The 13,941-nt window shown below is 72.4% G+C and carries 11 protein-coding genes and 1 pseudogene; 8 read left to right on the top strand and 4 right to left on the bottom strand.

Annotation, left to right across the window (positions count from 1 at the left end; genetic code table 11):
• Positions 1–121 precede the first annotated feature (121 nt).
• From AC07FA_RS22435 to AC07FA_RS22425, 3 genes are all read left to right on the top strand, one after another.
• Positions 122–3,610, top strand: a complete 3,489-nt coding sequence (locus AC07FA_RS22435; RefSeq protein ID WP_479077707.1) for a DNA polymerase III subunit alpha — start codon at positions 122–124, stop codon at positions 3,608–3,610.
• Positions 3,607–4,638 carry a DNA polymerase Y family protein gene (locus tag AC07FA_RS22430; protein ID WP_479077706.1) on the top strand — a complete coding sequence of 344 codons (1,032 nt, stop codon included), beginning with the start codon at positions 3,607–3,609 and terminating at the stop codon, positions 4,636–4,638. Before AC07FA_RS22435 ends, AC07FA_RS22430 begins: the two co-directional genes overlap by 4 nt.
• Positions 4,639–4,805: 167 nt before the next feature.
• Positions 4,806–5,702, top strand: a complete 897-nt coding sequence (locus tag AC07FA_RS22425; RefSeq protein ID WP_479077705.1) for an esterase/lipase family protein — start codon at positions 4,806–4,808, stop codon at positions 5,700–5,702.
• Between the two features lie 40 nt (positions 5,703–5,742).
• On the opposite strand, the gene AC07FA_RS22420 is transcribed toward AC07FA_RS22425, so the two are convergent.
• Both AC07FA_RS22420 and AC07FA_RS22415 read right to left on the bottom strand, forming a co-directional pair.
• Positions 5,743–6,798 (bottom strand): lytic polysaccharide monooxygenase auxiliary activity family 9 protein, encoded by a 1,056-nt coding sequence (locus AC07FA_RS22420; RefSeq protein WP_479077704.1) that lies wholly within the window; start codon positions 6,796–6,798, stop codon positions 5,743–5,745.
• 211 nt (positions 6,799–7,009) lie between these two features.
• Positions 7,010–7,708, bottom strand: coding sequence for a response regulator (locus tag AC07FA_RS22415; protein WP_479077793.1), 699 nt, complete (start codon positions 7,706–7,708; stop codon positions 7,010–7,012).
• A 124-nt stretch (positions 7,709–7,832) separates the two neighbouring features.
• Between AC07FA_RS22415 and AC07FA_RS22410 the strand changes: the two genes are divergently transcribed.
• From AC07FA_RS22410 to AC07FA_RS22390, 5 genes and pseudogenes are all read left to right on the top strand, one after another.
• Positions 7,833–8,816: a Bug family tripartite tricarboxylate transporter substrate binding protein gene (locus tag AC07FA_RS22410; RefSeq protein ID WP_479077703.1), complete on the top strand. Its 984-nt coding sequence runs from the start codon at positions 7,833–7,835 to the stop codon at positions 8,814–8,816.
• Positions 8,813–9,346 (top strand): tripartite tricarboxylate transporter TctB family protein, encoded by a 534-nt coding sequence (locus AC07FA_RS22405; protein ID WP_479077702.1) that lies wholly within the window; start codon positions 8,813–8,815, stop codon positions 9,344–9,346. Before AC07FA_RS22410 ends, AC07FA_RS22405 begins: the two co-directional genes overlap by 4 nt.
• A gap of 3 nt (positions 9,347–9,349) precedes the next feature.
• A complete protein-coding gene (locus AC07FA_RS22400; protein ID WP_479077701.1) occupies positions 9,350–10,849 on the top strand; it encodes a tripartite tricarboxylate transporter permease in 1,500 nt (499 codons plus the stop codon).
• 61 nt (positions 10,850–10,910) lie between these two features.
• Positions 10,911–11,375 (top strand): GNAT family N-acetyltransferase, encoded by a 465-nt coding sequence (locus AC07FA_RS22395; RefSeq protein WP_479077700.1) that lies wholly within the window; start codon positions 10,911–10,913, stop codon positions 11,373–11,375.
• A 36-nt stretch (positions 11,376–11,411) separates the two neighbouring features.
• Positions 11,412–12,497: pseudogene (locus AC07FA_RS22390) on the top strand (methyltransferase domain-containing protein); the annotation flags it as partial.
• Positions 12,498–12,511: 14 nt separating this feature from the next.
• Here the strand turns inward: AC07FA_RS22390 and AC07FA_RS22385 are convergent.
• Positions 12,512–13,012 (bottom strand): ribonuclease FAU-1 family protein, encoded by a 501-nt coding sequence (locus AC07FA_RS22385; RefSeq protein ID WP_479077699.1) that lies wholly within the window; start codon positions 13,010–13,012, stop codon positions 12,512–12,514.
• On the bottom strand, positions 12,993–13,913 hold the full coding sequence (locus AC07FA_RS22380) for a GNAT family N-acetyltransferase (protein WP_479077697.1): 921 nt from the start codon (positions 13,911–13,913) through the stop codon (positions 12,993–12,995). The genes AC07FA_RS22385 and AC07FA_RS22380 overlap by 20 nt, the downstream gene beginning before the upstream one ends.
• Positions 13,914–13,941: the final 28 nt, after the last annotated feature.

The raw sequence follows: 13,941 nt of genomic DNA, 5'->3' as shown, positions 1-13,941 counted from the left end.
AATGGCTGAGGCGGAGGCCGGGCAGGTGCCCCCCGCCCCGGTTATCGTACGAGTGTTCGAAATTTGGTCTATGGTGGAGAGCAAGGGGGGTGATGAGTAGGGATCGGTCCAGGAGGTGCGGATGTCCGGGTTCACGCATCTGCACACCGTTTCCGGATTCTCCCTGCGGTACGGGGCCTCGCACCCGGAGCGGCTGGCCGAGCGCGCCGCCGAGCGGGGCATGGACGCCCTCGCGCTGACCGACCGCGACACCCTCGCGGGCGCGGTCCGCTTCGCCAAGGCGTGCGGGGCGGCAGAGGTGCGGCCGCTGTTCGGGGTGGACCTCGCGGTGGCGCGGCGTACGGGGGAAGAGGGGCGTACGCACCGGCGGACACCGGCACGCGGCGGTGCCTTTGTCGATGAATCCGCCCCCCGGGTCACCTTTCTCGCCCGGGACGGCGCCCAGGGCTGGGCCGAACTGTGCCGGCTCGTCACCGCCGCCCACGCCGCACCGCCCGGCCCGCCCGCAGGCGCGGTACAGCCCGTCGTCGACTGGTCCGAGCTGCCCGCCGAAGGGCTCACCGTGCTGCTCGGCCCCGCCTCCGAGGTGGGCAGGGCACTGACCGCCGGACGGCCCGATCTGGCCGCCGCGCTGCTCGCGCCCTGGCGGGAGGTCTACGGCGACGACCTGCGCCTCGAAGCCGTTCACCACGGTCGTGAGGGGACCGGCCCCGGATCGCTGCGGCTCGCCGCCCGTACCGTCGGCTTCGCCGCCGAGCAGGGGATACGGGCCGTGCTGACCAACGCCGTCCGGTACGCCGACGCCGGGCAGAGCCGGATCGCCGACGTGCTCGACGCCGCCCGCAGGCTCGTCCCGGTCGACCCGCGCCGCTCCCCCCTCGACAGCGGGGAACGCTGGCTCAAGGACGCCCGCGCGATGGCGGAGACCGCCGGACGGATCACCGCCGCCGCCGGTCTCGGGCCGGACGCGGGCGCCGGGCTGCTGGCGGAGACCCGGCGTACCGCCGACGCCTGCCGTGTCGACCCCGCCGATGACCTCGGCATCGGCGCGGTCCACTTCCCCGAACCGCACCTCGTCGGCGCCGGCCGGCGCACCGCCCAGCGGGTGCTGGCCTCCCGGGCCGCCGCGGGCATGGTGCTGCGCGGCCACGACCGCAGGCGGGAGTACTGGGAGCGGATGCACCAGGAGCTGGACATCATCGCGCACCACGGCTTCGCCTCGTACTTCCTGACGGTCGCCCAAGTCGTCGACGACGTACGGGGCATGGGCGTCCGCGTCGCCGCCCGCGGCTCCGGGGCGGGTTCCCTGGTCAACCACCTCCTCGGTATCGCGCACGCCGACCCGGTCGAGCACGGGCTGCTCATGGAACGCTTCCTCTCCACGCGGCGCTTCGTGCTGCCCGACATCGACATCGACGTGGAGTCGGCCCGCCGCCTCGACGTCTACCGCGCGATCATCGGGCGCTTCGGAACCGAGCGGGTCGCGACCGTCGCCATGCCCGAGACCTACCGGGTGCGCCACGCCATCCGCGACGTCGGAGCCGCGCTCTCCATGGACCCGGCCGAGACCGACCGGCTGGCCAAGGCGTTCCCGCACATCCGGGCCCGTGATGCCCGCGCGGCCATGGAGGAACTGCCCGAACTGCGGAAGGTCGCCGCGGACAAGGAGAAGTACGGGCGGCTGTGGGAGCTGGTGGAGGGGCTCGACGCCCTGCCGCGCGGTATCGCCATGCACCCGTGCGGGGTGCTCCTCTCGGATGCCACGCTGCTGCGCCGGACACCGGTCGTCCCCACCAGTGGGGAGAGCTTCCCGATGGCGCAGTTCGACAAGGAGGACGTGGAGGATCTCGGGCTGCTCAAGCTCGATGTGCTGGGTGTACGGATGCAGTCGGCGATGGCGCACGCGGTCACCGAGCTGAAGCGGGCCTCGGGGCAGGAGCTGGACCTGGACGCCGTACCGCCGGGTGATCCGGAGACGTACCGGCTGATCAGGACCGCCGAGACGCTGGGATGCTTCCAGATCGAGTCGCCCGGCCAGCGCGATCTGGTCGGCAGGCTCCAGCCCGCGACCTTCCACGACCTCGTGGTCGACATCTCGCTGTTCCGGCCGGGGCCGGTCGCCGCCGACATGGTGCGGCCGTTCATCGAGGCCAGGCACGGCCGCGCGCCCGTCCGCTATCCGCATCCCGATCTGGAAGGGCCGCTGCGCGAGACGTACGGGGTGGTCGTCTTCCACGAGCAGATCATCGAGATGGTCGACATCATGACCGGCTGCGGCCGGGGCGAGGCCGACCGAGTGCGGCGCGGGCTCTCCGACCCCGAGTCGCAGGAGCGCATCAAGGTGTGGTTCGCGCGGCGGGCGGCGGAGAGGAAGTACGGCATCGAGGTGATCGCCCGCGCCTGGGAGATCATCGAGGCGTTCGGTTCGTACGGCTTCTGCAAGGCCCACGCGGTCGCCTTCGCCGTGCCCACCTACCAGTCGGCCTGGCTCAAGGCCCATCATCCGGCGGCCTTCTACGCCGGGCTGCTCACGCACGATCCGGGGATGTACCCGAAGCGACTGCTGCTCGCGGACGCGCGGCGGCGCGGAGTGCCCGTGCTGCCGCTGGACGTGAACCGGTCGGCAGCCACTCATAGAATCGAACTGACGTCTGATAAGAAGGGTGGGGCGGAGGCCTGGGGGCTGCGGCTGGCGCTCTCGGACGTCCACGGCATCAGCGAGGCCGAGGTCGCCAGGATCGAGGCCGGGCAGCCCTACGCCTCGCTGCTGGACTTCTGGCAGCGGGCCCGGCCGGGCAGACCGGCCGCCGAACGGCTGGCCAAGGTCGGCGCGCTGGACGCCTTCGGTGCCAACCGTCGTGATCTGCTGCTGCACCTCTCCGAGCTGCATCGCGCCCAGCGGAGCTCGGGGCCGGGGGCCCGGGGCGCGCAGCTCCCGCTCGGGGACGGCCGGCGTACCGGCTCCATCGGCCTGCCCGACCTCAACGAGGCGGAACGCCTCAGCGCCGAACTCGGCGTGCTGAACATGGATGTGTCACGCCATCTGATGGGGGACCACCACGCGTTCCTCACGGAGCTGGGCGCGGTGTCCGCCAAGCGGCTGCGGGAGGCACGGCACGGGGAGACCGTGCTGGTCGCGGGCGCCAAGGCCGCCACCCAGACCCCGCCGGTCCGTTCCGGCCGCCGGGTCATCTTCACCACCCTGGACGACGGTACGGGCCTGGTCGACCTGGCCTTCTTCGACGACAGCCATGCCGCCTGCGCGCACACCGTCTTCCACTCCTGGCTGCTGCTGGTGCGCGGGGTGGTGCAGCGGCGCGGACCGCAGAGCCTGAGTGTGGTGGGCGTGGCGGCCTGGAATCTGGCGGAGCTGGCCGAACTGCGGCGCACCGGCGGGCTCGACGCGGTCGCGTCCCGGCTCGCGGAGGTGCCCCCGGAGGAGGCGGCGGGGGAGGCCGGCGCCCCGGATACGGCTCCCGCCGGAAACGGCCGCCGCATCCAGATGTCCACCGGCTACGAGATGAACCCCTGGTCCGACCTCCAGCCGGCCGGTGAAGGGATGCCCACGGGACGGAAGTTGTGGCACCAGAGCCCCGGGAGCGCGGGATGATGCGGGACCACGGAACGAGCGGTACGACGACGGGCGAACAGCCGTCGGTCCTGTGCCTGCGCTTCCGCCGGATCGGCGGGGGGCTTCCGGACAGCGCCGGTTATGAGGGGCTGATCGCCCTCCTCGGCGCGTTCACCCCGGTCGTCGAGGCCGCACCGCCCGATGGGGCGCTCGCCGACGTGAGCGGCGCGCTGCGCTACTTCGGTCAGGACGTGACCGGTCTGGCCTCGGTGATCCGGGTCCGCGCGCTCGCCCTGCACGGCGTGGACTGCGCGATCGGGGCGGCCGTGAACCCGATGCTGGCCAGGATGGCGGCGCGGCAGGCGGCGCCCGGGACGACCTTCGTGGTGCCCGGGGACGGGGCCGCAGCGTTCCTCGCGGCCAGGCCCGCCGCCGCGCTGGACGGTGTCGGGGCGGCCACGGCACGCACCCTGTGCGGATACGGTCTGGACTCCGTCGGCCGGATCGCCGCCGCGCCGCTCTCCACCCTGCAACGGATCACCGGCGTACGGACCGGGCGCGAACTGTGGGAGCGGGCGAACGGCATCGACCGTACGCGGGTCGTCCCGAACGCCGCCGCCCGGTCGATCGCCGCCGAACGGTCCTTCCCCCGCGACGAACTGGACCCGGAGCAGCACCGCCGCGCGCTCCTCTCGCTCACCGAGGAGCTGGGCACCCGGCTGCGCGGCGAGGGGCAGGTGTGCCGCTCGCTCGCGGTCACCGTGCGCTACGCCGCCCGCACCGGATACGCGACGCTGACCCGCAGCCGTACGCTCAGGGAGCCCACCGCCCACTCGGTGGCGCTCGCCGAACTCGCGTACCGCATCCAGGACTCGTTCGGGCTCCAGCGGGCCCGGGTGCGGGGGATCGCGCTGCGGGCGGAGGGGCTGTACGAGGCGGAGCGGGCGGCCCATCAGCTCACCTTCGACCCGGTGGACGAGCGGGCGCGGCGCATCGAGGCGGTGTCGGACCGTCTGCGCGCCAGGTTCGGACCGCAGGCGGTGAAGCCGGGGCGTCTCGCCGCCTGAATCCGCCCGGCCACCATGCGTGTTGATGCCGTGTCAGTTTTTACCGACGCGTAACTTCCCTAGCTACCTTACTCGTGCGTAATTTGGCATGAGCACATAATTCTTGTGGTCCGGGCCGCAGGGCGTACAGACATCGCACCTCCCTTGAGCCGCAAGGAGAACACACGATGCTGCCCTGGAAACGTCCGGTGCGCACCTGGCGCGCGCGCCGGACGCTGACCGCGCTGCTCCTGGTCGTCGCGGCCTTCGCCGCCCCCACGGCGACCGCGACCGCCGCCACCCCCACAGCCGAGACCACCACCACGTCCCGTGGCTGGAACGACTACACCTGCAAGCCCTCCGCAGCCCATCCCCGCCCCGTCGTCCTGGTCCACGGCACGTTCGGGAACTCGGTCGACAACTGGCTCGTCCTCGCCCCCTACCTCGTCAGCCGGGGGTACTGCGTCTTCTCCCTCGACTACGGGCAGCTCCCGGGCGTCCCGTTCTTCCACGGACTCGGCCCGATCGACAAGTCGGCAGGACAGCTCGACGTGTTCGTCGACAAGGTGCTCGCCGCCACCGGAGCACCGAAGGCCGACCTGGTCGGCCACTCCCAGGGCGGCATGATGCCGAACCACTACCTGAAGTTCCTCGGCGGCGCCGCGAAGGTCAACGCCCTCATCGGTATCGCCCCCGACAACCACGGCACCACCCTCCTCGGGCTGACCAAGCTGCTGCCGTACTTCCCCGGCGCCGAGGACCTGCTCACCGCCACCACCCCGGGCCTCGCCGACCAGGTCGCCGGGTCCGCGTTCATGACCAGGCTCAACGCGGGCGGCGACACCGTGCCCGGGGTCCGCTACACCGTCATCGCCACCCGGTACGACGAGGTCGTGACCCCGTACCGCACGCAGTACCTGGACGGACCGAACGTACGCAATGTCCTCCTCCAGGACCTGTGCGCGGTCGACCTGTCCGAGCATGTGGCGATCGGGACCATCGACCGGATCGCCTTCCACGAGGTGGAGAACGCCCTCGATCCGGCGCACGCCACCCCGACGAACTGCCTCTCGGTGATCGGCTGACCCCGGCGGCGCGGTCACCGCACGGGTGAGGTCCGGGCGGTCAGCGGCTGTGCCGGGCGGCGGCGGCCGCCCGGCGACGGGCCGAGGCGAACAGGGCCGCCGCGCCGACGGCCAGGGCCGCCGCACCGCCGACCGCGAGGTACGGGCTGCTGCTCGTGCCCCCGGTCTCGGCGAGCTCATCGCCCGCGCCGGAGCCGTTGGCCACCGGCGCGTTGGCCGGCCCGGAGGCCGTGGGCCCGGGGGTCGCCGTGCCGGGGGCCGCCGCCTCGGGCGTCTGCGTTCCGGCGGCCGGGGACGCCTCGGTGACCTCCGCCGCCGTACCGGCGTCGTCGTCACCGTGGCCGCCGTGCTCGACGGACGACTTGTCCGCGCCCTCGGTGATCTCCTCCTCGGAGGGGGCGGAGGCCGGGGGCGCCGGGCTCGCGCCGCCCTGACCACTGCCGCCCGCCGCCGCGCCGAAGACCACGTCGGAGCAGGCGTAGAACGCCTCGGGGGAGTCCGAACGCTGCCAGACGGTGTAGATCAGCTGCCGCCCCGAACGCTCCGGCAGCGTGCCGCCGAAGCTGTACGAGCCGTTCGCCAGGGCCGGGTCGGTGGCCCGGGCGAACGGCTTCTCCTCCAGGTCCGACCATTTCAGGGGCTTCGACGGGTCGTAACCGGCCTTGGTGAGATACAGCGCGAACGAGCCCTTGTGCGGGGCGGTGGCCCGGAAGCGGAACGTGTGGCTGCCCGCCTTCACCGTGGTCGCGGGCCAGTCGGCGCGCGGCAGGTCGAGCCCCCTGAACTTGTCGTTGCCCGCGCTGCACAGCTTGCCGTCCGGGATCAGCTCACGGTGCTTGCCCGCCGCGTTGGCGATGTTGACCCCGTTCCAGTCGTACAGCGCCTGGGTGCCGCCCGCCGCGACCGCCGCCCGGCAGGCGGCCGACTTAGGGCTCTCCGGGCCCTCGGCGAAGCAGGCCGAGACCCGGCTGACCGGGTCCGTCAGCGAACCGTGGGCGGCGGCCGGTGCGGCGGAGAGGCCGGTCAGCGCGAGAGGCGCGACACCCAGGGCGAAGATCCCGGCGAGCGTGCGAGGGACGGTCGTGATGGCGGGCATGGTGGCGTTCTCCTTCGACGGGGCACGTCTGTGTGCGGACGTCCGGTGCGGGGATGCGGGGCAGGGCCCGCACGGCGGCGCGACCCCCCGTACGGATGGCGCCGACGGGACGGGCCCCGTCCCGGTGATCAGCAAACTAGCCGCCGCCCACGGCTGATCCGGCTGCGGAGAAGGCCTGGCGGCCATCGTTATGGCGGGCTTAAGGAGCCACTCAGAAGCGATTAAGAACAGCGCGGTACCGCCGCTCCGGACGCCCCGTTCCGCCGTACCGCAGCGTCACCTCGGCGCGCCCCGTCTCCGCGAAGTACTCCAGATAACGGCGGGCGCTGACCCGTGACAGGGCGCCCGCCTCCGCGCACTGGGACGCGGACAGCCCCTCCGGGTGCTCGCGCAGCACCCGTTCCACCAGATCGGCGGTGTGCGCCGCGAGGCCCTTGGGCAGTTCCCGCGAGCCCGGCGGGCGGGTGCCGAAGATCCGGTCCACGTCCTCCTGCCGGGCCTCCTGGCGCGCCTCGTCGAGAGCGTCGAGCCGGTTGCGCAGCGAGGCCACGTGCCGCACCTGCTCCTGGAGCGCGGACGGGTGGAACGGCTTGATCAGATAGTGCAGCGCGCCGGCCCGCAGCGCCGCCCGCACCACACCCGCGTCGCGGGCCGCCGTGATGAACAACGCGTCCACGCTGTGCCCGTCCGTGGCAGGGTCCTCCGCCGCACGGAGTTCGCGCAGCACGCTGATGCCGTCCATATCGGGCAGATAGATGTCGAGCAGGACCAGATCGGGACGCAGCTCCCGCGCCGCGCGCAGCGCCTCGGCCCCGCTGTGGGCCGCGCCGACCACCGTGAACCCGTCCATCACGGACACATAGCGGCAGTGCAGCTTCGCGACCATGAAGTCGTCGTCCACCACCAGCACTTTTGTCACGTCGACACGGTAGGGCGCGACCACAACGACCACAACGTCCGTTGATTCCGGAACGGAGACAGCTCGTTGAGGCGCGGGCAACATGTGGGCCACCTCACAGAGAAAGGCGGAACCCGTGCGACTGCGCACTCCACTCGCCCTGGCCGGGGCGGCGCTCCTGGTGCTGGTGGCACCACCGCTGCTCTCCACGGGCAGCGGCTCCGACACCGGGACGCAGATTCCCGGACTGCGCCTCATGGTCCCCAACACCCCCGGTGGCGGGTACGACATCACCGCGCGCACCGCCGCGAAGAACGCCGAGGACGCCGGACTCACCCACAACGTGGAGGTGTTCAATCTCCCCGGCGCGGGCGGCACCGTCGGCCTGGCACGGCTCGTCGGGGAACACGGCAACGGCAAGCTCGCCATGTCGATGGGACTGGGGGTGGTCGGCGCGGTCCACACCAACAAGTCGCCGAAGACGCTTCGGGACACGACCCCGATCGCCCGGCTCACCGAGGAGCAGGACATCGTCGTCGTCGCCAAGGACTCCCCGTACAAGACCATCGGGCAGCTGGTCGAGGCCTGGAAGAAGGACCCCGGCAAGCTCCCCGTCGGCGGCGGCTCCTCGCCCGGCGGGCCCGATCACCTCGCCCCGATGCTGATGGCGAAGGCCGCCGGAATCGCCCCGAAGGACGTCAACTACATCCCCTTCGACGGCGGTGGCGAACTCCTCGCCTCGATCCTCGGCAGCAAGGTGGCCTTCGGCGTCTCCGGGGTCGGTGAATACCTCGACCAGATCGAGGCGGGAGAGCTCCGGCTGCTCGCCGTCACCGGTCCGAAGCGGGTCCCCGGCCTCGACGCGCCCACCCTCCGCGAGTCGGGCCTGGACACCGACTTCACCAACTGGCGCGGCATCGTCGCCCCGCCCGGCCTCTCCGGCGCCGAACGCGACAAGCTCGTCGCCCTGATCCGGAAGCTGCACGACTCACCGCAGTGGAAGGAATCGATGAAGAAGAACGGCTGGGACGACGCCTTCCTCACCGGCGACGCCTTCGGGGACTTCCTGGACGCCCAGGACCAGCGCGTCGCCACCGTCCTGAAGGAGCTGGGGCTGTGACCGCCGGGACCCCCGAACCCACTGCCGCGCCCAAGCGCGGCACCTGGCTGCGCGACCACTCCGAACTCGGCGTCTGCGTCCTGCTCCTGGCCCTCGGCGTCCTCGTCCTCAGCGACGCCCTCACCATGAGTGTCGACATCACCCAGCGCGGACCCGTCGGCCCCAGGACCGTCCCCCTCGTCGTGGGCGGCGGGCTGCTGGTCATCGCCGTGCTCCTCGCCGTCGACGTCCTGCGCGGCGGACGCGGAGAGGCGGAGGGCGGCGAGGACATCGACCTGGCCGAGCCCGCCGACTGGCGCACGGTCCTCCTGCTCACCGGGGTCTTCCTCGCCAACGCCGTCCTCATCGGCCCGCTCGGCTTCCCCGTCTCGGGCGCCCTGCTCTTCTGGGGCTCCGCGTACGCACTCGGCAGCCGCCACTACGACCGCGATCCGCTCATCGCGGCCGGACTCTCCCTCGTCACCTATTTCGTCTTCGACAACCTGCTCGGAGTCCCCCTGCCGGGCGGCCCGCTGATGGGGGTGCTCTGACCGATGGATTCCCTCAACTCCCTCCTCGACGGCTTCGGTACGGCGCTCACGCCCGTCAATCTGCTCTGGGCCGCCCTCGGCGTCCTGCTCGGCACCGCGATCGGCGTGCTCCCGGGCATCGGCCCGGCCATGGCCGTGGCACTCCTGCTGCCGGTCACCTACGGACTCGAACCGACCGGCGCCTTCATCATGTTCGCCGGGATCTACTACGGAGCGATGTTCGGCGGCTCCACCACCTCCATCCTCCTCAACACCCCCGGGGAGAGCGCGGCCGTCGTCGCCGCGATGGAAGGCCATCCGATGGCCAAGGCGGGGCGCGGACCGCAGGCACTCGCCGCCGCCGCGATCGGCCACTTCGCGGGCGGCATGATCGGCACGATCCTGCTGGTCGTCCTCGCCCCCACCATCGCCTCGCTGGCCGTCGGCATCGGCGCCCCCGACTACTTCGCGATCATGGTGCTGGCCTTCATCGCCGTCACCTCCGTCCTCGGGTCCTCCCGCATCCGCGGTCTCGCCTCCCTGCTCATCGGCCTCACCATCGGCCTGGTCGGCCTCGACCAGATGACCGGCCAGCAGCGGCTCACCTTCGGCTCGCTCCAACTGGCCGACGGCGTCGACGTGGTGATCGTCGCGGTCGGCCTCTTCGCCATCGGCGAGGCGCTCTGGGTCGCCGCGCACCTGCGCCGCTCCACCGGGGAGCCGATCCCCGTCGGACGCCCCTGGCTCGGCAGGGACGACGTGCGGCGCACCTGGAAGTCCTGGCTGCGCGGCCCCGTCATCGGATTCCCCTTCGGAGCGATCCCGGCGGGCGGCGCGGAGATCCCCACCTTCCTGTCGTACGTCACGGAGAAGCGGCTCTCCAAGCACCGCGACCAGTTCGGCAAGGGCGCCATCGAGGGCGTCGCAGGACCGGAATCCGCGGCCTCCGCCTCGGCGGCCGGCACCCTCGTCTCGATGCTCACCCTCGGGCTGCCCACCACCGCCGTCGCCGCGGTGATGCTGGCCGCGTTCCAGCAGTACGGCATCCAGCCGGGCCCGCTCCTCTTCGAGCGCGAACCGGAACTGGTCTGGGGTCTCATCGCCTCCCTCTTCGTGGGCATGGTGCTGCTCCTCGCGCTCAACCTGCCGCTCGCCCCGCTGTGGGCGAAGCTGCTGCGCATCCCGCGCCCCTACCTCTACGCCGGCATCCTGTTCTTCGCCGCCGTCGGGGCGTACGCCGTCGGCGGGGAGGCCTTCGACCTGGTGATCCTGCTGATCATCGGTCTGATCGGGCTCGGCATGCGGAGGTACGGACTCCCGGTGCTGCCCGCCGTGATCGGCGTCATCCTCGGCCCGGCCGCCGAACAGCAGTTGCGGCGCGCCCTGCAGATCAGTGACGGCAGCGTCTCCGGTCTGGTCAACACGCCGTTCTCCGTGACGGTGTACGTGGTGGTCGTACTGATCCTGGCCTGGCCCCTGGTCAAGAGGCTGGTGACGCGCCGCACGGCTACGGCGCCGGAGTAGCCACGGCCGTACGAGGGGGCCGCCCGTTCCTGGCCGGGCCGCCCCCTCGTACCGTTCGTCCATGACAGCCGCCCCGGCCGACGAGATCCGTGCCGCCACCGCCGCCGACGTGCCCGCCGTCCGGGCCGTCACCGATGCCGCCTACCGCCACTACATCGCCCGCATCGGCGTCGTCCCGGCCCCCATGGAGGCGGACCACGCGGCGGACGTCGCGGCGGGCCAGGTGTACGTCACCGGAGCCCCGGACGTCGTCGGGGTCCTGGTCCTCGTCCCGCACGAGGACCACCTCTTCCTGGAGAGCATCGCTGTCCACCCGGACGCGGCGGGCAGGGGAGTGGGTCGGCGCCTCCTCGCCTTCACCGACGCACACGCCCGCAGCCTCGGCCTCCCCGAGGTCCGGCTCTACACGAACGCCCTGATGTGGGAGAACCGGAAGATCTACCCCCGGTACGGCTACGAGCTGGTGGAGCGGCGGGTGGACGGGCCGTACGACCGGTTCCACTACCGCAAACGGCTCACGGGCTGACCGGCGTTGTCAGTGGCGGCTGTCACCATCGGACGCATGACGACGACCGACTGGGACGCTGCCGCCGACTCCTTCGACGAGGAGCCCGATCACGGGCTGCTCGACCCCCTGGTCCGCGCGGCCTGGGCGCGGAGACTGGAGACCTGGCTGCCCGCCACGGCCTCCGACGTCCTCGACCTCGGGTGCGGCACCGGAAGCCTCGCGCTGCTCGCCGCCGAGCGGGGCCACCGGGTCACGGCCGTGGACGCCTCACGGGGCATGGCGGACCGGGCCCGGGCCAAGCTCGCCGGGACCGGCGCCGAGGTGCTGGTCGGGGACGCGGGGCAACCCCCGGTCGGTGACCGCGCCTTCGACGTGATCCTGGCCCGCCACGTGGTGTGGCTGCTGCCCGACCCGGCGGCCGCCCTGCGCCACTGGTCCGGCCTGCTGAAGCCCGGCGGCCGGCTCGTGCTCGTCGAAGGCGTCTGGGGCGGGGTGGGCATTCCGGCCGGCCGGCTGACCGCACTGCTCGCACCGCTCGCGGAGCGCGTGCACCACGAGCCCCTCTCCGACGACCCGGCCCTCTGGGGCAAGCGGGTCGACGACGAGCGGTATGCGGTGGTCGCCCATGCCCGGCCGCCGCACAGACACACCGAGGTCGTCGACGTCCATCTCGTCCTGCGCCGCGGCTCCGAGATCCTGCTCGCCCGCCGCGCCGGCACGGGATACGCGGACGGCCTGCTCCACGCGCCGTCGGGCCACGTGGAGGACGGCGAGGACGTCCGCGAGGCGGTGATCCGCGAGACCGCGGAGGAGATCGGGATCGCCCTGGACCCGGAGGAGGTACGGGTGGCCCTGGTCATGCAGCACCGCGGCCCCGGCGGCGCACCTCGCGTCGGCTGGTTCTTCGAGGCGCGGTACGACCCCGCCCGGCCACCGCGCAACGCCGAACCCGACAAGTGCTCGGAACTGACCTGGACCCCGCTCGACGCCCTCCCGGACGACATGGTCGCGTACTGCCGTGCGGGGCTGGACGCCTACCGGGCGGGGCAGCGCTTCCTGGTCCACTGGCACGAGGACGACGACCCGGTCGCGTACACCCCGGGAGGGCCGGGCCGGGCGGTGCCGCTGCCGCAGAGCGGGAGTCCGGCCGCCCCCTAGAGCAGCAGTCCGGTCAGGCCCTCCGTGCGGGCGAGGTGGTCCAGGTCGTCCAGGGCCCGGAGCGCGGACCGTGCCGCCTCCGGGTCCCGCTCGGCGAGGCCGCTGTCCTCGAACTCGTCCTCGTCCAGGCGCAGGACGGACGAGCCGTCCGCCGACACCCACAGGTCGAGATCCAGGTCCTCGACCAGCAGCTCACCGTCCCGGAGCACGGCCGGGCGGGTCACGTCGCAGTACCAGCCCTTCAGTTCCCCGTCCCCGGTGCGGACCTCCTTGACCGCGAACCAGCGGTCGCGCCAGTAGTGCTCGATGAAGACGTCGCCCGGTTCGAACCGCACGAAGCCGAAGTCCCGGACTCCGGGCCCGGCCCAGGGCGCCCGCACCGTCACATGGCTGCCGTCGTCGCGTACCAGGTCCGCCGGATAGCGGATCTTGGTCCGGCCCGCCTTCGTCAGGGTGACCGTCAGAACGGCCGCCGGCTCAGGCGAACGTGCGGACATGACGTACCTCCGTGGCACAGATCTCGTAGCCGAACCAGCGGTTGATGGCGAGCATGGGGCCGTTGTCCGCGTCGTTGCCGGTGTACGCGTCCGTGTATCCCGCGGCCCTGGCCCGGTGCAGGGAGTCGTTCTTCACGAGCTTCGCCAGGCCCCGGCCCCGGTAGGCCCGCCGGGTGCCGGTCATGCCCGTGGAGTAGCGGCTCAGACCGTCCGTGGTGGCCGCGCTGAACGCCGCCACCACGCCGTCCACCACCGCGACCGAGGTCAGTTCCCGGTCCAGGCCGGGATGGCGCCAGGTGTGGTTCAGCCAGTCCTCGTAGTCCGTGAACTCGGTGGGGGTGTCGCTCGGCTCGTCCGCCGTCGTCTCGGCGTCGGCCTCGAACAGCGGTCGCGGGTCGTCGCCGAAATCGGCGGCCGTACGCAACTCGACGCCAGCCGGGACCACCTGGCGTTCCGGCAGGGTGCCGTGGGCCAGATCGAGGTGGAGGAAGTGCGCCGACCGGCTCGCCACGTAACCGCGCCTGCGGGCGAACTCGCGGTTGGCCGGCTCGTCGAGCACCCAGGTGAAGACCGCGACGGCGCCGGCCTCGGCGAGATATCCCTCGGCCGTGCTCAGCAGCAACGAGCCCGCCCCGCGCCCGAGCCGGTCCGGCCTGGTGTACGGATTGCAGAAGCCCTGGCCGGGCTCGGGACTGTCGTAGGCGAAGCCGACCTGCGCCGTGCCGATGATCTCCCCGTCCTCCTCGGCGACCAGCTGGCGGTACTTCTTGTCGGGGTGCGCGCGGGCCAGGTCGAACGCCGCCTGTTCCGCGGTGGTCACCATGTACGGCAGCGCGGCTCGCCGCACCGCCACCCAGGCCTCCATGTCGGCGGGCCGCACGTCGCGAACGATCACAGTCATGCGCCGGAGGCTACGTGGAGCGGCGCAC

This window comes from Streptomyces sp. NPDC045968 (assembly GCF_056430475.1).
The sequence above is the reverse complement of the archived record's forward strand: the minus strand, read 5'-3'. Positions and strand labels throughout refer to the sequence as shown.

Bases quoted from the DNA above. Each gene is read 5' to 3' on its own strand.
- AC07FA_RS22435 (WP_479077707.1), top strand. From the start codon at position 122: ATGTCCGGGTTCACGCATCTGCACACCGTTTCCGGATTCTCCCTGCGG.
- AC07FA_RS22430 (WP_479077706.1), top strand. From the start codon at position 3,607: ATGATGCGGGACCACGGAACGAGCGGTACGACGACGGGCGAACAGCCG.
- AC07FA_RS22425 (WP_479077705.1), top strand. From the start codon at position 4,806: ATGCTGCCCTGGAAACGTCCGGTGCGCACCTGGCGCGCGCGCCGGACG.
- AC07FA_RS22420 (WP_479077704.1), bottom strand. From the start codon at position 6,798: ATGCCCGCCATCACGACCGTCCCTCGCACGCTCGCCGGGATCTTCGCC.
- AC07FA_RS22400 (WP_479077701.1), top strand. From the start codon at position 9,350: ATGGATTCCCTCAACTCCCTCCTCGACGGCTTCGGTACGGCGCTCACG.
- AC07FA_RS22395 (WP_479077700.1), top strand. From the start codon at position 10,911: ATGACAGCCGCCCCGGCCGACGAGATCCGTGCCGCCACCGCCGCCGAC.
- AC07FA_RS22385 (WP_479077699.1), bottom strand. From the start codon at position 13,012: ATGTCCGCACGTTCGCCTGAGCCGGCGGCCGTTCTGACGGTCACCCTG.
- AC07FA_RS22380 (WP_479077697.1), bottom strand. From the start codon at position 13,913: ATGACTGTGATCGTTCGCGACGTGCGGCCCGCCGACATGGAGGCCTGG.